We start from the raw sequence: 22,972 nt of genomic DNA, 5'->3' as shown, positions 1-22,972 counted from the left end.
GCTACTAATGAAATCTTATCCAATGAAAATGTACTCCCCGTGACGTCAATATGAACTGAATATGAACAAGCCAATTCATTTATATTTACTGCTGCGTCATAAATCCCCTGAATTTTTCAGCAATTTCTTTGGCATGGGAACGATACAAATAATGATTTGCTTCCAGCAACACCACTTCACCACGCACAGAGTTCTCTATTAACTTCTCGTGTTCCGGAACCCAATTGTCTGCTGCCGGATGATTCTTTTGAACAAAGAAAAGAACCGGAAGATTAACAGGGAAAGTTAGTTGTTCAGATGCTTTAAAGTTGGAATACATACTTTCTGCCTCATTTAATTGCGTGGTATTATACATATTTTTGCGTATCAGAATGTTCAATTGTTCTTTCGTTTGCTCATCATAAGGCAGTCCATCATAAGGGTCAGCACTCAGTTTCAGTTGCACTCGGGCGAAACCCAAGTTGCGGAACCATTTAATCGGTTGTGTATCTGATGAATCAATCTTCTGTTCACTTATCGCTGGAACACTGCTATCCAGCCCAACATATGCACTTATTTCATCTGCATACTTGTTCACGTAATCCAGGCTATAGATCCCCGAAATGGAATGACCCATGAGGATATAACGATCAATATGTAGACGCTGTAACGCTTCATGAATTTCACTGACGATATTTGCTGTGCTGCGTTCCTTTTTGGTCTGATCGCTCAATCCGTAACCAAAGGGCTCAACAACGACAACTTTATAATATGGAGATAACTCGGAGATAAGAGGTTTAAAATCAAGCGCTGGTGCCGCTGTTCCAAAACCAGGCAGAAGCACAATCGTTTCCTCGCCTTCGCCTTGAATGAACACATTCATATTTTTTCCGTCTACGGATACATGTTGACCATACGGCTCCATTCTTTTTTGCTCCGAATAACTGCTGATTTTATTGACGGTATATACGATAGCTACAAAAAGTAAGATTGCTATAATGATTGCGCATAGTACTTTAAACAAAATACCTAACACTTTCTTGGTTTTGCTTTTACTCTGGACTCCTCTGTCTGCTTGTAGTTTCACATTCATCTGCTCCTATCCTCATCTGTATATTGGCCTGGCAGGCTGCTTAAGAAATCCTAATCAAGAAAGATGTACTCCCCATGACCGGAATATGAACGGAGTATGAACAAGCAAAAAAAAATGTCCTATGTAACATACAAGGAAGCTTGCATGTTACATAGGACATGAACATTTGGTTTAGATAATCCGATGGATATTCTATTCATTGACCCTATCCTGTGAGCCTAACTATCCGTTGGTGGATGGATGGGCAACGTGACAATAAAGGTCGTGCCTTGACCAGGTTCGCTTTCCACTCGGATGTCACCCTGATGAAGGGACACGATCTGTTTAACGATAGCAAGTCCCATACCACTCCCGTCATATTTGCGGCTGTGGGAACGATCTGCCTTGAAAAAACGGTCGAATATACGCTTCTGATCTTCCAGGGGAATTCCAATGCCCGTGTCGGATATTCGAACAGTCACATTTTTGAAGTCCTCTTCGATACTGACTTTAATCATACCGCCATCCTCGGAAAACTTGATGCTATTTCCGATGATGTTTGTCCATACCTGATTTAACTGATCGTGATCAGCCGTTACCTTCACGTTCTCCAAATCAAGCTCGAAATGAATGTTGCGCCCAGACCATTGCGGCTGAAGCGCCACGATGACCCGCCTGATCTGTTCATCAAGGCTTAAGGTGGTGAGCCGTAGTTGCTGTGACTGCGATTCAAGCAAACTCAGCTTCAGCAGGCTATCGCTCATTTTGGACATTCTTTTTGCTTCTGAGATGATAATATCCAGGTAACGGTTTCGTTCTTGTTCTGAGAGATTTACTTGCTTCAGTGCCGAAGCGTAACCGGATATCGAGGTGAGCGGAGACTGAACCTCATGCGAAACATTGGTAACGAATTCCCTGCGCATCTGCTCCAACTGCTGAAGATCATGCATCATTTCTTCAAAGCTGCGGGCCAATGTACCAATCTCCGTCGTTTGTTTAATGTTCAGCTTGACGTTGAAGTCTCCAGCTGCAATCCGTTTGGTCGCTTTGGTCAATTTTTTGATCGGTCTAACCAGATATACAGAAGCAACCACAATCAACAAACTTCCTACAATCAAGGAACAGCTTGCAAAAATCAACCCAAACTGGACCACAAAAGAGGCTGAGGGGGGTGAGAGTGTTTCTAGAAACATCGCTCTTGTACCCGTTTCCGTCTTGATCGGTAGCCCCAAAAGAACGGTAGCGATACCTTTAGGTGTGTCCTGCACAACCCCTCCGTTTAACACCTTCTTGAGTTGATCCGTCGATACGGGGGATGATTTATGTTCGTTGAGCTTCCCATAAGACTTGAAATTGCCCGTTGCATCATAAATTCGAATATGATACGAATCAAGTTGTTTCATTCTACTAACGAATGATTCTGCTTCATCAGCAGGCAGCGTCTTATAAATCTGCACAACGTCCTGGCCAAAATTGCGTATGTTAATTTGAGCATTTTCATTCAATTGATCTTCGAACATCCAGGTTGACATAAAAAATGAAATAATCGTGCCTGTGATGACTGACACCAGAAAGGTCAGAACAACACGAATATATAAGGATCTGATCATTCATAGACCTCAAGTCTGTACCCTAGCCCACGCACCGTTTCAATCCGAAAATCAGGTGTTGTCGCGAATCGTTCGCGCAGGCGTTTAATATGTACGTCTATTGTTCGATCATCTCCCGCGTAATCAATACCCCATATCTGATCGATTAATTGCTCCCGTGTATAGACTTGTCCTGGTGTTCCAGCAAGCTTATACAGCAATTCGAACTCCTTAAGTGGTAACGTAAGCGACTCCGTGCCTCTCATCACCTTATACGTCTGACGGTCCAGAATGACGTTGCCAAACTGGATTGTGTGTGTGGAGCCGATTTTGTATCGTTTCAGTAATGCTCGGACACGAGCGGTCAGCTCTAATGGATCAAACGGTTTGGTCAAATAATCATCCGTACCCAGTTCGAATCCTTTCACCTTCTCCCAAGTCTCTCCTCTCGCCGTCAGCATGAGTAACGGGAGGTCGGGATTGGCTCTTCGGAGTTCTTTGCACAGTGCCCAACCATCCATGACAGGCATCATAATATCAAGGACGACCAGATCCACTGGAGTTTCGCCATATATAGTGAGAGCTTCCTTACCGTCCGCAGCTTCCACTGTTGTGAATCCATCGTTTTTGAGAAATAGACAGACGAGTTCACGAATGTTCGCATCGTCGTCTGCAACGAGTATAGTAGCCATATGTTTTTTCTGTCCTCTCCGTTACGTTTAAATATATAGTCCAACTTGTATAGTAAATATTAAAACATCTTGCTTATAGTATATCCACAGCAAACATCGTATGTTCTTTCAACGTTCCCTGGATTGGCACAGGCTGTGACCCATTCTCCTTGAATCCTGCTTTTTGAAGGACACGAATGGAACCTGTATTATCGGGTACAGCGCCAGCTTCGATTCGAGTAATTTCAGTTTCGTGTTTGGCAAATTCCAGTACACATTGCAGGGCTTCGCTCATATATCCTTTTCCTTGATGCAGAGTATCCGTCACATAACCAACGATCCATTTTGGGGTAGAATCCAGTATGATCTCGAACAAAGAAATTTCACCGACGAGTTCATCCGTTGTATGTAGAAAAATACCAAAAGAATAGCGATTTCCTTCTTCTCTCTTCTTGTTCCAGCTCTCAATGAGTGACCTTTGCCCTTCCAAGCTGTAGAAAGACTCGTCCCGATCACTTGCTGATATGTTCTCTATTTCCCCACGGTTGCGAACCTGTAGATCCAGAAGCAATGCGGCATCATCCACATTCCAAAATCTCACATAGATACGTTCTGCACTATATTTCATCACATTATTCCTCCTCTATTAACGTTAGGTGCAATTGTAGCATGATTATATCAGGTCATTATAAGAGTACGAGCGGATCAACGAGAATTGTTTCGCCAGAAAATGCGGGGAATATGGCATATCATTACGCAACCAGGCAACGATGGTTCCAATCAGAGCCGAAGAACCGTACCATATTGCGATTTCTTTGTGAATGCCGGATTCTTCGAGTTCATCTTCCATCTCTACCCGATCAATTTTGGCTTTGACCAGCGTACTCAACAATTTAAGCAGTCGTTCGGTAAAAATCGGTGTGCGCTTTGTAGCAAGAACCACTTGATAGAACGAGGCGTTCTCTGCAAAATGCTCCAGTAACTTGACTAGAACAGGCCAAGCCTCTTCCGTTCTTTGTTTCTCAAAATGAGGGGCATATTCATCCACGATCCGTTCAATATTCTCAATCATCTCATCCGCCATCTTCTCCATCATATCCGTAATATCACGATAGTGCAGGTAGAAGGTTACCCGATTGATCGTCGCTCGTTCGGCAATTTTGTTGACTGACAACTTCTCAATATCCATTTCCTGCAGCAATTCAACAAATGCACCTCGAATTAACTGACGTGTTCGCAATATTCTTGGGTCCACGGCTGATTTCTTCTCGTCTTTCACGTGTATCCCTCCCATCAAATTTTAAACATTACAATTTTAAACAAACAGTCGTTTATTTTTGATTTACACAACAAATTCATTTTATTTGTAAAATAAACAACGAAAACACGTCATAACGTAAATTGTAATCTGTCCGAATATGTATATAATTCAATAAATACAATGTAAACTATACAACACGTTGTAAATTTAGTCACGTGTGGATTGAAAGGATGAAAAGGATTGAGTCAGGCTAGAGTACAAGAAGAATTATCCGTAAAGAAAGGCCCCATCCTGTTTATCATGATTTTGGGAGCCTTCCTTGCAACGTTGAATCAAACGATCATGAGTGTCGCTACACCGGAACTGATGGGTGATTTTAACATCTCCGCCGCAACAGCACAATGGTTAACGACAGGTTACATGCTGGTGAACGGGGTGCTTATCCCGATCACGGCCTACTTCATGCAACGCTTTTCAACCAAGCAATTATTCCAAGCTTCCATGTTTATTTTCCTGATTGGTACTATCGTATCTGCTCTTGCAGATAACTTTGGCACACTGCTGACAGGACGTATGATTCAGGCAGCGGGTGCTGGCATTATCATGCCGCTCTTAATGCACGTTATTTTGACCTTGTTTGCTCCTGAAAAACGAGGATCTGCAATGGGTATGGTTGGTTTTGCCATCATTTTTGCCCCTGCAATCGGGCCTACCCTTGCCGGTTATATCCTCGAGAACTACTCTTGGCAAACGATGTTCTACGGCATGATTCCATTAACTCTTATTGTCATTGCTTTTGCGTTTGTATACCTGAAGAATGTATCCGAACGGGTCAACACAAAGTTCGACACAATCAGTGTGGTGCTCTCCACGATCGGATTTGGCGCATTGCTCTATGGTTTCAGCAGAGCAGGAAGTCTGGGATGGTCAAGTGCAGAAGTTCTTATCTGCATTGGGGCTGGAATTGTTTCTCTTGCCCTGTTTACATGGAGACAGCTCGTTTCTGAAACTCCGCTGCTTGATCTGCGGGCATTCAAATACAACATGTTCTCCTTGACCACGGTCATTAGTATCGCGATTACAATGATCATGTATGCTGACATGATGTTGCTTCCCTTGTATCTCCAGAACGCACGTGGTTACACTGCACTGGAGTCCGGATTATTACTCCTTCCGGGTGCTCTTGTCATGGGCTTCCTGATGCCAGTAGCCGGAAAATTGTTTGACCGATTTGGAGCGAAATGGCTCGCTGTTATCGGGATGGTGATCACCATCGTGACAACAATTGGTTTCATCGACTTAACGGATTCAACCAGTTATGGTTACCTGGTATTAATGTCTACCGGCCGCCGAATTGGTATGGCTCTGCTCATGATGCCGATTCAGACTGCGGGACTTAACCAACTGCCACCAAGACTTGGTGCACACGGTACAGCTATCTCCAACACCGTCAGACAAGTGGCTGGTGCTGTAGGTACTTCATTACTCGTAAGTGTCATGACCTCCCGTACAACAGCGCACGTACAGGATATGATGGCGACTGGTGCAGCCAATGGTCTCAGTCAAAAACAGCTTGCTACAGAATCCATGATCCAGGGTATCAATGATGCTTATGTTGTTATCATCGGTATCGCTGTTGTGGGATTGGTCCTTTCCTTCTTTATCAAACGCACCAAACAAGCCAAAGAGGAAGAAATCAAACAGGTGGTAAGACAAAAAGTTTCTATGAATTCAAATTAAGGTGTCCAACCTCATACTTGCTTGCATAACAAAGCGGCAGATCAAGACGTTTACGTCTGATCTGCCGCTTTTTAGGTTGTGTCCCGTATGATTCCTTCTCACTCCGCAACGATCTTCACTGGCAGATGGGTCAATGACTGTCCCGGAGCTGAAGTGGCCAGATTATTCTCCAGATCAAAGGACTCCACCGGTTCAATCCGAGCAATCTTCTCCACAAATGCTGTCAAGGCAATGCTTAGTTCCATTCTTGCCAGCGGGGCCCCTAGACAAAAGTGTGGGCCATTACCAAAGGTAAGATGTCTTTTGTTATTACGACGATGAATATTCAGCTCAAAGGGGTCTTCAAACATCTGCTCATCCATATTGGCTGCACTCATCCAGGAGATGACAACATCTCCTTTTTTCAAATCCACTCCGAGCAGTTGATTATCCTGCTTTACTGTCCGATGCCGCTTGGCATTATGGAACCTATAACGAAGCATTTCTTCCACTGCGAGCGGAACCCATTCGGGGTTCTGCCTGAGTTGGCCATACAAGCTCGGGTCATCGTAGAGGAAGGAATAGAACGTATTTGAAACCATATGACTCGTTGTCTCTATACCGGCTCCAAGCAGAAGCATGGTCGTGCGAACAACCTCATCCTCCGTGAACTTCTCCCCCTCAACATCCACGTTCAACAGATCGGTAATGATATCCTCACCAGGATGAGTCCGTTTATGAACCACAATAGGATACAGGAATTGATAATACTCTTGAGCGGCAGTTTGCTTTTTCAGTTCACTCTCCTCAGCCGTCTTGGGATTGATGGGTTGAAACAGAATATCTACCCAGTTTTTGAAGCGATGGCTGTCTGTAAGAGGGATGCCAAGCAGATCGGCCATAACCATCGAAGGTAGCGGAGCGGCCAATGCTTGAACAATATCAATGGTCGTATTTGGCTCAATATCGGCTACCAGCTGCTCTGCAATGTTGCGAATTCGTGGCTCCCAGTTTTTCAGACTACGCGGTGTAAAAGCAGCGGATAACAACGAACGACTTTTTTGATGACGGGGAGGATCGATACTTGATATGTTTAATTTGTCTGGAGGTGTGCCTTCATTGTTCTTTGCTCCAACGGCAATGGTCGTCCGGGTTCCTTCGGCCGAAAAATACTCATGATTACTGAGAACCTGCTTCACATCATCGTATCTGAACACATTCCATGTGTCTGTATCTTCGTGATAGTACACTGGTTGCTCAGACAGCATTTTTCGAAACCAGTGAAGTGGGAAAAACTCTTCAGATCTCGACTGAAACCCCGTAATGTCCTCAACACGTATCACTTCTTTATACATTTGGAATCCACCTCTCAGCATAGTTTCGTGATTGGTTACATGGGTATCTGAATTGACAGTTCAGCACCTGATTCCATTTTATACCATATGTTCACTTATTGATATAAACCATTTGAACAAAATCAGAAAAACCCCTTAATATAAGGGGTTTTCGTTTTATACGTATCGTATATTATTTCTGTCGATGTCTCAGAGAGATAAGCCATACGAGCCGATCAATCGCCTAGTCTCGCTAATGCTTCCTGTAGTTGCTCCAGTTGTTCAGACAGGGTTTCAATCAAGTTCTTCGTTTGGCTTGCCTTCTCCATTAAGACTTGCTCTTCAGAATTGTCTTCGGATGCATTCCTGATTGGTGATGACTTCAATTCCGACAATTCGCTTTTGTATGTTTCTTTTTTCTCCAAAGCTATGCGCAGTTTTTCTTTTGTCGTACCGATCTGATGCTCCAGATATACGATATCGGACGAGTTCGCTCCATCGGATACACGTTGTGAATATGTCATGACTCACCTCTTTCAATTTCATCCATTGCTTTGCCAACAGTGTAGGGCTCAATATCGATATCCAGCTCCATGCCGAGAGCTAGTTTCGCCAGTTGACTCCCGATAAAAGGACCCATGGTCAATCCAGAGGCTCCAAGTCCATTCGCGGTAATCAGACCTTGCCAGCCTGGGACAGCCCCCATTACTGGCAGAAAGCCAGGTGTGAACGGACGGAACCCAACTCTTACCTCCTGGAATGTGCTATTGGCTAGCCCCGGCGCCAGTTCCAGACCTTTATTCAAAACTTCCTGCATGCCCCCTGCAGTTACTCTTGTATCATAACCCTCCACATCACTTTCATGAGTGGCACCAATCACAATCTTCTGTTGATCAAAGGCCAGCAGATATTGATCAGAAGGTGGCATGATCACAGGCCAGCGGCCTGTATCCTCCCCATCCGTGACATGTAGATGCATAATTTGTGCCTTTTGATAATGCACTTTAAAGTGTATGCCGAGTGGCTTCAGCAGTTCGTTGGCCCATGCACCTGCACAGACAACGACTTCATCTGCCAGGAAACTCTGATCATTAACACTCACACCAATGACCCGATCTGCTTCGAATTGAAGCGTGGCGTCTCCATGGATCACTTCCGCTCCATTTCGCTGTGCAGACCGGATCAATGCATCGCGCAGCGCTCTTCCATCTATACGTGCAGCACCACTGATATGTACCGATTGATAACGTTCATCCAGCAATGGAAAACGTTCACGGGTTTCTTTGTCATCTAGAGGTGTAATGTCGCCAATCTCCGGCGCATCTGTTTTGCGAAGACGGGCCCGCTCTTCCATCTTGTTGATTTTGTCCACGTCCGTATGAATACTAAGCGCGCCCACTTGAGCATAACCGGTTTCCGTTTCTCCTTCGGCTTTAAGCTCCGCTATGATGCCAGGATAGAACCGCGCACCAGCCTTGGCGAGCTGATACCAATCCTGATTACGTCGCTGTGACAGCCATGGACAGATGATACCGGCAGCTGCATCCGTTGCCTGTCCTATATCTTTTCGATCTACGATGATGACCTCTGCGCCATGTTTGGCTAATTGATAGGCTGTTGATGCCCCCAGAATACCCGATCCGACTACGATGACTTTCTTCATGTTTGCATCCCTTTCCTTAATCACTCATTCGTTATAGCGTATACCGTTTCGCATTCTGTTGGCAAGGCGGGCGTACTTTTAGATCCATAAATCAAAGGCTGATCAGACCACAGTTCATACTCATTCATCCAATTAATAATTGTTGAAGCATTTATATGAAAACGTTTTATATATTGCCCGTCATTAAATTAAAATTATTCCATTTATGTAATATAATTCTTTCTAGGTTTCTTTTAACGCTGTAACCACGCCACTTACGCACATGATCCTTTAACGAAAAGAGGAATAACACGACGATGCCGAAACCTAGTATGGGGAATCCACTGGATACCGATATGCCGCTCATGATTACAGGGCAAAACCAGTTGACCGTTGATGAATTGATGAATTGGAGCGACCATTCACGGGATTACAGCATTGTACAGTGCATCGGAGGAACAGGGCGAATCGCAGCAAAGAATCATGAATTTTCGATCAAAAAAGGGACCGCTCTCATTTTGTTCCCGGAGGTAACCTACCGTTACCACAATCTGAGTGATTCATTACGATTTGATTGTCTGTCTTTCAATGGCTATTTATTGCCACGGTTCTTGCATACCTTGCAGATCGGGGAGCTGCGCGCCTTCAAGCCGGATGGAATGCTTCATATCCTGTTGCGTGAAATTACGTTGGCGCTGCAGTCCCGGCACAAGGATCAGATCTGGCACGTATCCGCATTACTGTACATGCTTTTGGTCAGATTAACCATTGAAGGTGAACGCTATAGTGCTTACGAACGTTCTGATGCCCGATTAAGATTGGATGAAATCATTACTTTTATCAAACAAAATTATCATCAGGATATTTCTCTCCCCATGTTGGCTGAGCAGATGGACGTTACCGAGCAACACCTCAATCGGATATTCAAAAAAGAATTTCAAATGACTCCACTAGAGTATCTGATGCGATATCGGTTGTTGAAAGCCAAGGAAATGCTCATCGAAAATAACGCTACGACCGCTCATGAAATAGCCAAAGCCGTTGGTTTCAACAGTGCCAGTTACTTTGGATCAGTGTTCAAAAAATACGAAGGGATCTCCCCTATCGAGCTACGCAAGCAGTATCTGGATTAAAGCGCCTCCATATCGATCTCGGCCAGCGAGGATAACCGCAGTTCATGCATGGCGAATTCCAGACCACGCGTTACCTCGTTAGGTACGATGATACAACGAATACCTGCCGCATTGGCTGCCTTCAAGCCATTAGGTGAGTCTTCGAACACAATCGCTTCGGAAGCCTCGATCCCAAGACTCTGGAGAGCAAGAAGGTACAGTTCAGGGTCCGGTTTCACTCGTTTCACATCCTCGGATGTATGAACGACTGTGAAATAATCGAAAATGCCTAATTTCTGCAAGTAACCATGCACCCAGTCCCGTGTGGAGCTGGAAGCAACCGCTAGCTGAATCCCCTTTTCCCTCGCAGACTGAAGCAATTCATATACCCCCGGAAGAATGGCAGCCTGTCCCAAATAGACTTCGTATTTCTGTTCAGAGAGAAGTTTGATATGATCATGATCTATCTTTTTTTGGAGCGCTTGCTCCAGATACAGAAATGGATGAAATTCCTCAAAGGATGTCCCCACATTTTTCGACCATAGCTCCAGACCAAGTTCAACTCCGTGCTCTTCATAAATATCCCGAAACGCATAATACCAAGGTGTCTCTGTATCAACAATGAGTCCATCAAAATCAAATATAAATGCTTTTACCATGAACCTGTTCTCCCTCCAGGGGAGCGGATTAGAAACGTGCGGTCAAGTCCGGATGAGTAACGTTCACCGATAAAAAGTGACACGTACAGCCCGTTCCAGTTGGCGACTGAACAACTAATCCAGCTCGAAGTTCCCCTTGTATCGGCATGCCGAAATAACGAATTAGTTTCCACTCATCCCCATCGGGTGAATAAAAGAATGATATGCAGCCCTCTACTTTGCGTATACGCAGATAGGGATTAGGTACGGAGACTTCAACCGAATTACAATCATCGGATGAACCATCACGTGTCACCACCGACACGATGGTAGGCGCTTTTCCATCATATTCAAAACAAATTTTGCACCAGTTACGATCATCCGCCATCACCATCAGACATCCGGAATCATATTGATTTTTCATATCAACGGTTAATTGGGTTGTGATTTCGAAGTCCTCAGGCACAGGTATGGACAGAAATGGTGCGGTTGCACGAATATGCTTGCCCGCAGGGTCTTGGAAAAAGTCGGTGTCCGCCTTCGCTTCCACCAGCACACCTCCCTGATCCGTGTAGGACCAGATTTCGGGCTCGTTCATCCAACTCCATTGCTTCCGTGCTTCTGTTGTCATTACGTTAGTCATTTGTTAGCAGCCTCCCAAGTTAAAATATGTTCTAGAGGTAGTTCTATTTTTTTCTGTACTACATATTCGCTCCAGATACAGTAAACACCTTTTTCTACATATTTTTGTAAGTCTCCAGCACTTGGGAGTGCTTTTGTGGATCTGGCAGGAAAAACATAATGACCATGAGTACAACATATAGACCAAGAATGACGCTGAATAACAGTGTTGGATTGTGATGGTAGAGCAGGCCCGTCAGGTAACCGGATGGAATGGCTGTAAGCGTCATGACGGTCTGCACGGCCGAGAACATATCGGCTTTCTCATGCGTACCCAATCGGTTCATCAGCAGGGAATCCCGGTACGTCTGCAAAATGAAGTTACCCGCAGCGAGCACGATTAGCGTGAGAAACAACATCCCTATATTCCCCACAGGGATCAACAGAAACAGAATGGCTCCGGCCGTGCTAAGCACGATGGAAAAACCAACATACTTTTCTTCCGAACGCCTTTTCAATCGCGGAATGATGACCAGATAGAGCAGCATGACGGTTACCGCAGTCACTACTGGGATAAACGAAATAACACGGTCATCAAATTTCAACTGTTCCTTGAAGAAAATGACCTGGAAGAAATTCAGCTGTAAAATCAGATTGGACAACACCGTGATCAGAATAATCGGAAAAAGTCTCCGTTTGTAGAACGATTTTCCAAACAGGCGCAGACTGGAACCCAAGCTCTGAAGCACGCGGGTTTTACTATGCAATCCCATAAGTTCCTTGCCGACCTCGGTCTCATCCGTGTATCGGTTACGAATGAAAAACATGGCGGTCATGAGGATGCCTCCGACAAAGTAAATGCTGGCGAGTGTAGGCACAATACCATAATCAGCAATGACCACCCCGGCAATAGGCGTGAGTACACCTGCCCCTGTAATAATCATGTTGAGAATGGCAAACACCTTCGATCGTTTGTGTTCCTCCACATCCTCTATGATCAGACAGTTAAAGGCGACCGTTACAAACTTGGATGTTGCATTCAGTAAATAAGCGATCAGGAACAGCCAGAAGTTCTGGGAGAAGGCCCAGATGAACATGGGAACACTCCAGGCAAGCAGATCAAAAATCAGTGTTGTTCGTTTCCGGCCCAGCTTATTCGTAATGGAACCCGCAAACAATTGAAAGATAAAGGCAAAATAAAGATTCACCGAATTGATTAAACCGATTTCTATGTCCGAAAGTCCGGCTTCCTTCATATATAAAGGAGCGTAAAAGAGAACGATCGTGCCCGGAATGGCCCATACCGGTTCGAGTAAAATGGAGTAGCGTGGATTCTTCGGCAAATCTTGAAGCAATTTCAATCGATATCCCTTCCTTCTGCGGTTCTCACCGCTGCGAATTCAAACTTCTCGCAGCGGCAAACCCGCTAATGTCTACATGCTTATCGTACCTCTTATAGGATAAGAGCTGTTTTGACCGAATTCATCGGCAACTTCTCTCCAGTATGCATGTCATAACCAATCGTTCCATTAAAGGCCTGTTCATAATCACTCAGCAGTTCCTTGGCTGTCACCATCTGTTCCAGTTCCGGGATGCTTTGGGCAAATTTCAGTGCCGTACTGATCATCGAGTGATTAGCAACTGCACCGATGATACTAATACCATCATTAATCACGGCTGTTGATTTGAACGTCACCTCATAGCTGTCGTCATATCCCATAGGAATAATTTTGCCGCCTTTGGCAATCAACTCAAACCCTACATGAAGTTGGTTACCAACCGCGTCCACTACAATATCAAACTTTTTGTTATTATTGATCTCGTATACTTTATCCAGTGTCAGATCCTGAGGATAAAACACATGATCCGCGATTCCTGAAGCGAACTCTTTGCGGTATGGATCAACTTCCGTACCTACAGTAAGCCTTGCCAATCGTTTGCTAACAAGCTGACACAGGGAACCGATTGCACCAGAACCGAGGACCAGTACGGAGTCACTTGGCTTAGTCCCTGCTTTCATGAACGTCTGAAGTACACATCCCAGTGGTTCGATCATCATGGCCGTTTCCCAACTCATGGAATCCGGAATGGCATAGATATACTTTTCGTCCCCAACAAAATATTCAGCAAAGGTTCCGTGTGTCGTCATCCCTACTTGATAGTCATCAAAATTCTCGCAGTAGATGAACAGACCCTCACGGCAGTATGAGCAGGTACCGCAAGATTGCGTGGGATCAACCAATACCCGATCACCGATCTTGAAACCACGAACGTCGTCGCCCACCTCAACCACTGTGCCTACGCCTTCATGACCAATGATCGTTCCTTTATTCGCCGGCACTTTGCCTTTGACAATATTCAGATCTGTCCCGCAGATGCCGGAACCATAGATTTTAATTTTTACCTGGTTTGGCTTTTGAATGGTTGGCTCCTCAATCTCCTGGTAAGTCACCTGTTTGAGATCCTGATATACGAGTGCTTTCATTGAATAATTCCTCCTAGTAGATTGTCGATTATGATCTATGGATTAAGCTTCAAACGTTTTCGAAAGTTGCATCGCATGAAGATGTTCCTGCTTCTGAATCTCTTTCCAGTCTGACAGGATCTGTAACAGCGCTTCCTCGACCCACAGCAATTCTTCCCGTGTATGGGCATCAGAGAAAATAAAGTAACCCTTGGTGAAAATGCCGAAGTGAGCCATTCTCTTCACCATGAACTCGCGGAAAGGGTCTGTCTGGAAGTTATCTTCAGCCAGGGATTGAATGCAGAAGCTTGCATACGTCCCTCTCACTTCCAATTGATCCGTCAATCCGAGTAATACAAGTTCAGATTCCAGACGATCCATGATCCGGGTTGCCGGATCACGCCAAGTCGGCCATACTTTCGCATTTTTCATTAATCGTTCACAGGCAATGGCTGCTGCGAGCGCTGTCGTTTCACTGGAATGGGCATTACTGAATCTGACCTGTCCTGACAAAGACATCAAGTGCTCAGGCCCCATAACCGCTGCGAGCGGTAAACCGTTGGCCATACCTTTAGAGATACAGAGCAGATCAGGCCAGATGTCATATTCTCCTGCTGTAGCCTGCTTGCCCATTCGAATACCGGAAGTTACCTCATCGAATATGATAATGATGTCCAGAGACCGACATAGGTTTACGGCTTGCTCCAGCGCGTCCTTTTTCCACTCGTTGGGGCATAGAACAATACATGCGATATCCTCGGGAGACGCGGTAATCTGAGCCTCAATTCGCTCCGTAGTAGGCTTGTTAACCCAGATCGTTGAACGCTCGATATCCACCGGTATGCCACGTTCTTTTGTCTGGCCACCATAATAACCGTAGGCAGACCAGTCGTGCCACCCATGATAAGCTGTCGCAATAACCTTGCTTTTGCCACTAGCGGCACGGGCCAGACGCACGGCCCCGCTCACTGCATCGGCACCACTCTTGGTGAAGCGCAGCGATGGATAACGCCCCTCGAACCGCTCCAGAATCAACTCGGCACATTCAAGCTCGATGTCGGCAGGTAAAGAAAAGCTTGTCCCTTTTTTCAACTGGTGAATGACGGTTAATTGGACTTCATGTCTGGCATGGCCCCATGGCGCCGTACCCATGGCCATTTCGCAATCCAGCCATTCATTTCCGTCGATATCTGTAAATCGGGAGTTATAAGCCTCTGCACAACATACGGGTGTATGGCCCGGAAATAAACGTTCAGGTGCTTTGGCTAAAGTGCTGCATCCGCTCGGAATTACCTTCTCGACTTGTTCCAACCACTCCAGATTACGGGTAAACCGTACGGCACGATCGAGCGTGCTCTCTTTTTCTTTCACCTTAAGTACCTCCCTGTTTATTTTCGTTGTGAGTGTATTACCGAACTTTGGTTCCAGGCCAGCATCCATCGTATATGCGATCCATTGTGATCACATTGCCATACAGATCGATGATCAGATCCTTGGCTCGATGAGCATGTCTCATCTCAATCCAGTAGCGGTTCTCCAGCAAACGGGCGAAATTGTCCACCAAAAACAGTAACCGGTTCTCACTATGAATCAATTCCTTGCCCAGTACCTGTGGCAGCCAGATGGCCCCGTTGGAATTAAAGCGGTTTGAATAGTCCCGTACTTCGGCTACATTTGCAAATTCGGCTTCCTCCAGCTTGTTCCAGAATGTATCGGCATCACTTCGAACCTCGGCAAGGTCAATCCCGACAATCGGCAGATGCTGGTATTCCTCTTGGCTTTCCAGTTGTGCTTTCAGATGACTGAAAACGAATGGCCACACATCAGCCTCGATTTGACCGCCCCACTTTTTCCAGAATCGTGCCAGATTGTTCTTCCGGTTGAAGTTGCGGTGAATGCCGCTGCTGCGTTCCCAGTGATATGCTTGAATATTCGGATTAATGACTGTATCGTATCCGGCTGCTCGTGCCCGCATCTGATAATCAAAGTCCTCGTATCCGTTAAAGAACTTCTCATCGAGGTTGCCGATCGTCTCATACACCTCCCGCTTCATGCCAAACATGGCAAACACCACCAGTTGAACAGAGAAGGTTTCTTTTGGGATATCATCAGGAGATGCGTTCAGGAACAGGTGTCGGCCGATGGTGTCCGCAAAAGCAATGCCGCAATGCTGCACGCCTCCTGTTTGCGGATACAACAGAACCCCTCCAATCATGCCGATTGTAATATCGCTATCCAGTGTCTCTTTCATCATCGGTTGCCAGTTCGGTTGAAGAATGGTGTCAGAATCCAGGAAGAAAATGTACTCTCCCTTGGCTAGGCTCAGTGCGCTATTAATCGACACGGCGCAACCGAGTGGAAAATCATGCTGAAGAATCTCGATGGTCACACCTTCTCTTACTTCTTGCTTCAGTTTATCCAGATGTTGAAAGACTGCTGAGCCGGAACCATCGTTGATGAAAATAATCTGAGTGGATGGGCTTACCGTCCGGAGTAGCGAATCTGTGAACAGGTTCAAAATGTTATAGTCCTGGTTGACTGGCACAATAATGGTGTAAAGCATGGAATCCCTCCTGATTTGGGTTGATGGAATGAGTACATAAGCTGATTCGAACTGCACAATTGCTGGTGTTTCTGTCCGGCCCCCTCACTTGAATATTTTGTCTTTATTTGGTAATGATTTGAATCTACTAGAAATTTATATCATTTTTTGTAAACTGAAAATCTTAAATTCTGAACTCTGTTAATATTTGAATATGTGAGAAAATCAAGTTTTTGCAGCTTGCGCACTGAGAAACGCTTTTGTGAACGCAAAAAAACACCCTCAAAGAGTCTCCGTTCCTCATGTAACGGATTCTCTCTGAAGGTGTTATATTGTTCATCAAGCTCAAATTATGAATTACTTTATCTACAGTTGAATCTCTACATTTTTGTCCGGATCGCTGTATTTATAGATGCCCGGATTCAGTTCAATATGTCCATCAAATGGAATATCTTTGTAGGTATCTATATGAATTTTTGCAGGTGTCATCCCTTGGGGGTTAATTTCAGGAAAGACTTCTTTGCCATTGATCCGAAGCATTGTTTGGTTAATACCTCTGAAACTAGGCGTTTTGGAATATGACTCTACAATTAATTTCTCCCCATCCCTATAATAAGAAAATTGTATTTCAAGTCCATCGACAGTGAGTTTGGTGTATTGCTTTTGTTTCTTGGGTTCATTTAAATGAATCCAGTTTTTAGTTGTATCTCGTTTCTGAACAATGGCATCTTTTAAGATGAGTTTCATTGGAACATCAGACCAGTTTTGATACCACTCAGGAGATTCAAAATCAAACAATTGCTGATTATTTTCAGAACGCCCCCCTTTCGTGGCTTGCACCCCTGTGATTGTTTTATCATCTATAATCATCTGAATCGATTTATATTGAACAATACCTTCTGTATATGAACCTTCTTCATCAATTAAAATCTGAAGATTCAATGGAGTAATCACAAGTTGATCTAAAGTAACACCGGTTTTTGCTTGGAATTCAGGATTGGTATACAGTTTTTTCGTATATATCGCCTCACTTGCTTTTTTCCCATTTGCGACAAAATCGAATTTCCAAGTACCTGTCAATCGTTTTGCTGCTTCAACATAATTGAAATGAAGGTTCGCATTCGCCCAATCCGCTTCCGATATATCAAATACCTGTTCAATCAACAATCCTTTTTCTTCGTTAGGCAAGATGGTCGGAATAGCATCTACAACCTGGGACCCGGTATGAACTCTCAAGTGAGGTTTGACGCTTTCCAAATCTGATGCTGCTACCTCGACTTTATAACGGATGACCGTTTGATTATCTGCATGTCTAACCGATTCAATATGAATCGCCGGAAACTGTGAAACACCAGTAACCATTGATTCTCCAGTATGTTGATTAGATTTCAGAAAAATATCCCTATCCCGATAAAGGATAAGATTCTTTGCTTCGAATGTAAACTCTTTGGTACCACCTTTTAAAGTATCAGCTGTTTCATAGATCCCAATGAGTTTCTGACTATCAGGATCGTGCCCCAAATAACCATATACGTTCGCTCTCGCATCGGATTCTCCTATTATAGTATTTTCCTCAGTCGCAAATTCACTATATGGAGAAAGATCGATTGATGTGTCCAGAGATATGAGCATTTTCATTTTTTCTCCATCTGTTACAACACCGCTTAAATTCATTGTCACACCTGAACTAGCGGACTGAAGATCATATTGCTGACCGATACCATTATTTATTGCGCTTGCAACGCCCCGGCCTCCGATTCGATCCCAATCAATCGTCATACTGGCGAATACAGGAATAGCAACAAGTAAGAAAAAAGTAAAAATGATGCTTATAGGAATTGCTTTAGCTCGATATCCAGCAGGCTTTTGTGAAGAATTCAGATTGACTCGTCGTTTATGTGCTTCTTTTTCAATGGTTGTCCACATCAAGTCATAATCCGGAGGAGATATGTTTTTTTCCTTATTAGAATACTGATTCATTATTACTCATCTCCTTTAGTTGAGGTTCAACCATTTTATTGAGAAGTTTTAACCCTTTGTTTAATCTGGATTTTGCAGTCCCTTCAGGTATGTTCATAACTTTAGATATCTCAGGTACAGTCAAATCATTGATAAATCGAAGGACAACAACCATCCTAATCTTGTCAGGAAGCCCACTATATAATCCTCGTAGCTCTTCTTTTGTTTCCCTATGGTACACACCCTCTTCCACAGGGTTATAACTCTGGGATTTGGACAACAAATAATGCCGCATTTCTTTCAACCATCCAGATTTCCGTCTTCTCATAACGTTATGACACTCATTTGAAGCAATTCGCAATATCCATGATTTCATATTCCTTACCTTAGTTCTGTCAGCCAAAATAACTTTGACAAATACTTCTTGGCAAATGTCCTCGGCATCTGCTTGATTCTTCATCAGATAATAACAGAAGTAATAAACTTGCTCTTTGTACAATTCAAAAATTTCTCTGTCAGTCATTCTATCCCCCCCTTTGCCGTGTTCTCATTAATAAGACAAATAATGTTATGTAATCGTTCATTTTGTTTATAGTTGGTTTTGCTAAGTTCTCGGATACCTAGAATAGATTAGTTCAATGTCTCTGCTTGAACAGGTCTATATACATGTAAACAAGCAAAAAAAGCCGCTAAATTAGCGACTTTATGAAATCATTTGGTCATCGAGTAACGAGCTGATGCTGTTGAGTTAATCTCACCCCTATTTTCATCTCTGCTTAAATCCATGATAAAACGTATCCACCACAAGCGCAGGGGCTGCTTTTCTCGCGATATGACCACTTACAACCTGCTGCCACGTCAGGAACATGATGGAATACAACACATCGACAATCCAGGTTTTATCGAGATCGGAGCGGAAATAACCTTTCTGTTGTAACAGACCGACCGCGTGTAATACAGGTTCTCTCAGTTTCAGATCTGCTCCCTCAATCTCGGGATTATAGTTAATGGTGGTGTCATGAGCCAGAAAATAAATTTTGTCGCCTAATGGAATCAGCGCCTCGATCAGCTCAGGTATGTACTTTTCACAGTGCTCCTCATCCAGTTGGATTTCTCTCATGGTCTCACTGACCACCTCTATCGCGCGTAATCCGAGATATACCATGAGCTGTTCACGGCTTTCCACGTATCGATGTAACGTAGCAATCCCGATTTTTGCAGATTCTGCAATTTCATTCATGGAAGCATTCGGTTTTTCAATCAGCAACTTGGTGGCCTCGTCCAAAATGGAATGGAGCCTGGTTTGTTTGATTGTTGTCATTTCCTTTTTCATTGGTATTACACCTCTTGGCGAATTAGTCTACAATTGATCTAGTCATCCATCAAATGATTGGATGAGATTATAAAATTATAGCATATATTCTCACGATATCGCATTTTGAACGTAACAAGTCACCTTATATATGTACTGTAAATATAAAGCTTAAAAGCCGCCATTTGGCGGCTCTTAGCATGGTCATCTTTTATCTCATACGTTACTTACAGTTCGATGATTCTCGTTGCAATATTTGTACAAAATTCACGATCATGCTCTACAAAAAGCAGGGTTGGCGAGTATTCCAAGAGTAAATCTTCGATCTGCATACGTGAAATGACATCTACAAAGTTGAGTGGTTCATCCCAAATATGCAGATGAGCTTTCTCACTAAGACTTTTAGCAATGAGCACTTTCTTTTTTTGACCTGCGCTAAACGTTGAGATATCTTTCTCCAATTGCAGTCTGGAAAAATCCAACTTTCGAAGTATCGATTTAAACAGGCTTTCATCAATCCCCTGTGTGGCCGCATACTCAGATAAATGCCCTCCGAGATCGGACGTGTCCTGCGACACATACGAGATTTTAAGCTGATGATCCTTTCGGAAAAGACCTGTATAAGGGATATCTTCACCACAGATCAGTTTAAGAATGCTTGATTTGCCAGATCCATTTTTACCGTACAGGGCAATACGACCCCCGTTTTCAACCGTGATACTGACATTCTTACACACCGTATTGGAGCCGTATGATATCGACACATGTTCCAATTCAACAAGTTCCTGCTTGTGAAAATCCAGCTGATGAATCTGTAAACGTTCTGCACTCTCGATGTTTTTGAGAAGTTTGGATTTCTCTTGAATCGCAGATTGCTGCCTTTGTTCGATATTTTTGGAACGTTTCATCATTTTGGCAGCCTTGTGCCCAATATATCCTTTATCCACCTTGGAACCGGAATTTCTCGTACCATTTTTGGTTTTTTCAACTTCATGCGACCATCCACCGGTCCGTTTGGCTGAATCGGATAAACGCTTGATATCCTTTATTAATTTCTCATTACTCGCAAGTTCAAACTGATCTTGCCTTCTTTTATTTTCCCACCAAGCGGAGAAATTGCCTTTCTGAATCTCGATGTTACTCTTATTGATGGAAAGGATATGGTCCACGCTGTGATCCAGAAACGCCCGATCGTGAGATACCAAAATAAATCCACTCTTGCTGCCAAGATAATTACTGACGATTTGTCTTGCATGAAGATCAAGATGATTGGTAGGTTCATCAATGAGCAGAAATCGATTATCCTTCAGGAACAAAGCAGCCAGCATCACCTTTGTTTGTTCTCCGTTGGATAACGTATCAAAAGGCCGATACAACACATCTTCTGACACTTTCAACAGGTTAAACTCGCGCACAACTTGCCAGTGTAGATATTCAGAATGAATCTCGCCGATGACATCAACGGTCATGGCTCCCTTATTTTCTACCTGGAAAGGAAAGTATTCAAAGCTAACATTCGCAGAGATATGTCCGCTGTATTCATATTTGCCAAGCAACAGATTGAGGAAAGTCGTTTTGCCTCTGCCGTTCCTTCCGGTAAAACCCAATTTCCAATCGGAGTCCAACTGAAAACTAACATTTTCAAATATATTATCGTAACTGCCTTCATAAGCAAAGGTCAGGTTGGTAACGTTGATTAAAGACATGCATATCATCCTTTTTATGTGAAATATAAAAGTAAACTGACGGGATTTCACCATAGAACATGGCATGGATTCCCTCACTTTAATATTTGAACATAATCAGAATTTAGATTCGCTTATACAATAAAGAAACCTGGCGATAAACCACTCAGCGCCAAGTAGATCTATGCATAGGAGGACAAAGTGTCGGATTCTGATTAGTCATATTGTGAACCATGCCACTGTTCATGTTTGTTGACAGGTCCACATAAACATCCACAACCTCTAATTCAGTCATGACTCTATCCCCCCTTTGAAAGTTCAAAATTTAATACAGAAAACTTAACATGGAATACGACATGGGTCAAGACACGGCAACCTCAATCACTTCCTCCGCGTCTTTCCGCTTCCTCCTTCAATCCACCGTATTATCAGCCTTACACACCTCTACGTAAATTTTGATGATGTACTCATCGGGATTACTTTCTGCAAAATAAGTGAGCAGGTCCAGTGCATACACATGTCCACAGACTTGCAGTCCCTCTTTTTCTATCTCCTCTTTCATGAGGGAATACGTCTCCGGCATGCTTTCGTATGAACCTCGATGATTCATGACGGCATACATCCCTTTTGGCTTAATCCATATCGTTTCCCCTGGAATGGGAGCTTTTATTTTGTTGCCAAAGTAATCCGGATAGTATTCTCCTGCCTCATAGTGCTCCTGAGTTAAGATCGTCCATACCGGAAACTCATAGTCGATCATCTGTTCATCACAATGGGTCCTGTATTCAATGAACTTACGGAAGAATTCCTTATCCCCATCCCCTTGCTCCAGTTGTACAGCAATAAAATACTCCAGCTCACATTGTTCGATATGTAGCCCTTCAGGAGAAGCATCCGTGGCTTGTTTCGTCATTTCAATGGCACCACTTAGCAGCTTTTGCATACGTTTGATTCGTTGTTGCTCCAACTCAAGTGCCTTTAATTTCTGTTCAAACAGCTCAATTAACAATGGTGTATTCTGATTTTGAATAAACGACTTAATCTCTTGGAGTGAGCTTCCTGCCTTCTTCAGCACATGTATGACATCCAGCACATACGTTTGTTGCATACCATAATAGCGGTAGCCCTTGGCATTGGTATATTCAGGCTTTAACAGCCCAATCTCGTCATAATGAAACAAGGTATGTTTGGTCACTCCGCAGATCTTGGCAAATTCACTGGTGGTAAAATGTTGTGCGTGATGTCCAGCCATCTATGGGCCCTCCATGTACATATGTAGTCTAAGTTTTATCAATATAAATGCATTATAGTGTGTAAAGAAAAGTTTGACTATAGGGTTACCCGATAGTTTAGTCTTGAATTGTAAGTTATT

Annotated in this window: 21 protein-coding genes; 2 read left to right on the top strand and 19 right to left on the bottom strand. The window is 43.7% G+C overall.

What is annotated here, in order from left to right:
• Positions 1 to 85: 85 nt before the first annotated feature.
• From MHI52_RS14445 to MHI52_RS14425, 5 genes are all read right to left on the bottom strand, one after another.
• Positions 86 to 1,072 (bottom strand): alpha/beta fold hydrolase, encoded by a 987-nt coding sequence (locus MHI52_RS14445; RefSeq protein WP_405159269.1) that lies wholly within the window; start codon positions 1,070 to 1,072, stop codon positions 86 to 88.
• Positions 1,073 to 1,290: 218 nt separating this feature from the next.
• A complete protein-coding gene (locus MHI52_RS14440; RefSeq protein WP_340020296.1) occupies positions 1,291 to 2,661 on the bottom strand; it encodes a HAMP domain-containing sensor histidine kinase in 1,371 nt (456 codons plus the stop codon).
• On the bottom strand, positions 2,658 to 3,332 hold the full coding sequence (locus MHI52_RS14435; RefSeq protein ID WP_017688634.1) for a response regulator transcription factor: 675 nt from the start codon (positions 3,330 to 3,332) through the stop codon (positions 2,658 to 2,660). The genes MHI52_RS14440 and MHI52_RS14435 overlap by 4 nt, the downstream gene beginning before the upstream one ends.
• A 73-nt stretch (positions 3,333 to 3,405) precedes the next feature.
• The gene (locus MHI52_RS14430) at positions 3,406 to 3,939 is read right to left on the bottom strand and encodes a GNAT family N-acetyltransferase (RefSeq protein WP_282321526.1); all 534 of its coding nucleotides are present in this window, start codon (positions 3,937 to 3,939) and stop codon (positions 3,406 to 3,408) included.
• Between the two features lie 45 nt (positions 3,940 to 3,984).
• A complete protein-coding gene (locus MHI52_RS14425; RefSeq protein WP_047842851.1) occupies positions 3,985 to 4,590 on the bottom strand; it encodes a TetR/AcrR family transcriptional regulator in 606 nt (201 codons plus the stop codon).
• Positions 4,591 to 4,872: 282 nt separating this feature from the next.
• On the opposite strand from MHI52_RS14425, the gene MHI52_RS14420 reads away from it, so the two are divergent.
• Positions 4,873 to 6,312, top strand: coding sequence for a DHA2 family efflux MFS transporter permease subunit (locus tag MHI52_RS14420; RefSeq protein WP_237175774.1), 1,440 nt, complete (start codon positions 4,873 to 4,875; stop codon positions 6,310 to 6,312).
• Positions 6,313 to 6,410: 98 nt separating this feature from the next.
• On the opposite strand, the gene MHI52_RS14415 is transcribed toward MHI52_RS14420, so the two are convergent.
• From MHI52_RS14415 to MHI52_RS14405, 3 genes are all read right to left on the bottom strand, one after another.
• Complete coding sequence (locus MHI52_RS14415) at positions 6,411 to 7,646, bottom strand: cytochrome P450 (RefSeq protein WP_315371142.1); 1,236 nt, start codon at positions 7,644 to 7,646, stop codon at positions 6,411 to 6,413.
• Positions 7,647 to 7,861: 215 nt separating this feature from the next.
• Complete coding sequence (locus MHI52_RS14410) at positions 7,862 to 8,149, bottom strand: hypothetical protein (protein ID WP_340032909.1); 288 nt, start codon at positions 8,147 to 8,149, stop codon at positions 7,862 to 7,864.
• Complete coding sequence (locus MHI52_RS14405; RefSeq protein ID WP_340020292.1) at positions 8,146 to 9,288, bottom strand: FAD-binding oxidoreductase; 1,143 nt, start codon at positions 9,286 to 9,288, stop codon at positions 8,146 to 8,148. Before MHI52_RS14405 ends, MHI52_RS14410 begins: the two co-directional genes overlap by 4 nt.
• A gap of 296 nt (positions 9,289 to 9,584) precedes the next feature.
• On the opposite strand from MHI52_RS14405, the gene MHI52_RS14400 reads away from it, so the two are divergent.
• On the top strand, positions 9,585 to 10,400 hold the full coding sequence (locus MHI52_RS14400) for an AraC family transcriptional regulator (RefSeq protein ID WP_340020291.1): 816 nt from the start codon (positions 9,585 to 9,587) through the stop codon (positions 10,398 to 10,400).
• On the opposite strand, the gene MHI52_RS14395 is transcribed toward MHI52_RS14400, so the two are convergent.
• From MHI52_RS14395 to MHI52_RS14345, 11 genes are all read right to left on the bottom strand, one after another.
• The gene (locus MHI52_RS14395; RefSeq protein WP_127548321.1) at positions 10,397 to 11,038 is read right to left on the bottom strand and encodes an HAD family phosphatase; all 642 of its coding nucleotides are present in this window, start codon (positions 11,036 to 11,038) and stop codon (positions 10,397 to 10,399) included. The genes MHI52_RS14400 and MHI52_RS14395 overlap by 4 nt on opposite strands.
• 28 nt (positions 11,039 to 11,066) lie before the next feature.
• Positions 11,067 to 11,660, bottom strand: coding sequence for a DUF1349 domain-containing protein (locus tag MHI52_RS14390; RefSeq protein ID WP_340020290.1), 594 nt, complete (start codon positions 11,658 to 11,660; stop codon positions 11,067 to 11,069).
• A 94-nt stretch (positions 11,661 to 11,754) separates the two neighbouring features.
• The gene (locus MHI52_RS14385; RefSeq protein ID WP_083657105.1) at positions 11,755 to 12,999 is read right to left on the bottom strand and encodes an MFS transporter; all 1,245 of its coding nucleotides are present in this window, start codon (positions 12,997 to 12,999) and stop codon (positions 11,755 to 11,757) included.
• Positions 13,000 to 13,091: 92 nt separating this feature from the next.
• Positions 13,092 to 14,123, bottom strand: a complete 1,032-nt coding sequence (locus tag MHI52_RS14380; protein WP_036608226.1) for a zinc-binding dehydrogenase — start codon at positions 14,121 to 14,123, stop codon at positions 13,092 to 13,094.
• A 42-nt stretch (positions 14,124 to 14,165) separates the two neighbouring features.
• Complete coding sequence (locus MHI52_RS14375) at positions 14,166 to 15,473, bottom strand: aminotransferase class III-fold pyridoxal phosphate-dependent enzyme (protein ID WP_036670800.1); 1,308 nt, start codon at positions 15,471 to 15,473, stop codon at positions 14,166 to 14,168.
• A 37-nt stretch (positions 15,474 to 15,510) separates the two neighbouring features.
• Positions 15,511 to 16,665 (bottom strand): glycosyltransferase family 2 protein, encoded by a 1,155-nt coding sequence (locus tag MHI52_RS14370; RefSeq protein ID WP_076249421.1) that lies wholly within the window; start codon positions 16,663 to 16,665, stop codon positions 15,511 to 15,513.
• A gap of 345 nt (positions 16,666 to 17,010) precedes the next feature.
• On the bottom strand, positions 17,011 to 18,624 hold the full coding sequence (locus MHI52_RS14365; RefSeq protein WP_101314040.1) for an RNA polymerase subunit sigma: 1,614 nt from the start codon (positions 18,622 to 18,624) through the stop codon (positions 17,011 to 17,013).
• Positions 18,608 to 19,126, bottom strand: a complete 519-nt coding sequence (locus MHI52_RS14360; RefSeq protein ID WP_101314039.1) for an RNA polymerase sigma factor — start codon at positions 19,124 to 19,126, stop codon at positions 18,608 to 18,610. Before MHI52_RS14360 ends, MHI52_RS14365 begins: the two co-directional genes overlap by 17 nt.
• Before the next feature lie 243 nt (positions 19,127 to 19,369).
• Complete coding sequence (locus MHI52_RS14355; RefSeq protein WP_405159268.1) at positions 19,370 to 19,936, bottom strand: TetR/AcrR family transcriptional regulator; 567 nt, start codon at positions 19,934 to 19,936, stop codon at positions 19,370 to 19,372.
• Positions 19,937 to 20,142: 206 nt separating this feature from the next.
• Complete coding sequence (abc-f, locus tag MHI52_RS14350; protein ID WP_076249424.1) at positions 20,143 to 21,621, bottom strand: ribosomal protection-like ABC-F family protein; 1,479 nt, start codon at positions 21,619 to 21,621, stop codon at positions 20,143 to 20,145.
• A gap of 391 nt (positions 21,622 to 22,012) precedes the next feature.
• Positions 22,013 to 22,852, bottom strand: coding sequence for a MerR family transcriptional regulator (locus tag MHI52_RS14345; RefSeq protein ID WP_405159267.1), 840 nt, complete (start codon positions 22,850 to 22,852; stop codon positions 22,013 to 22,015).
• Positions 22,853 to 22,972: the final 120 nt, after the last annotated feature.

It is taken from the genome of Paenibacillus sp. FSL H8-0283, from assembly GCF_045040675.1.
Taxonomy (GTDB): Bacteria; Bacillota; Bacilli; order Paenibacillales; family Paenibacillaceae; genus Paenibacillus; species Paenibacillus amylolyticus.
Note: the sequence above shows the minus strand (reverse complement) of the source record. Positions and strands in the feature narration are given on the sequence as shown.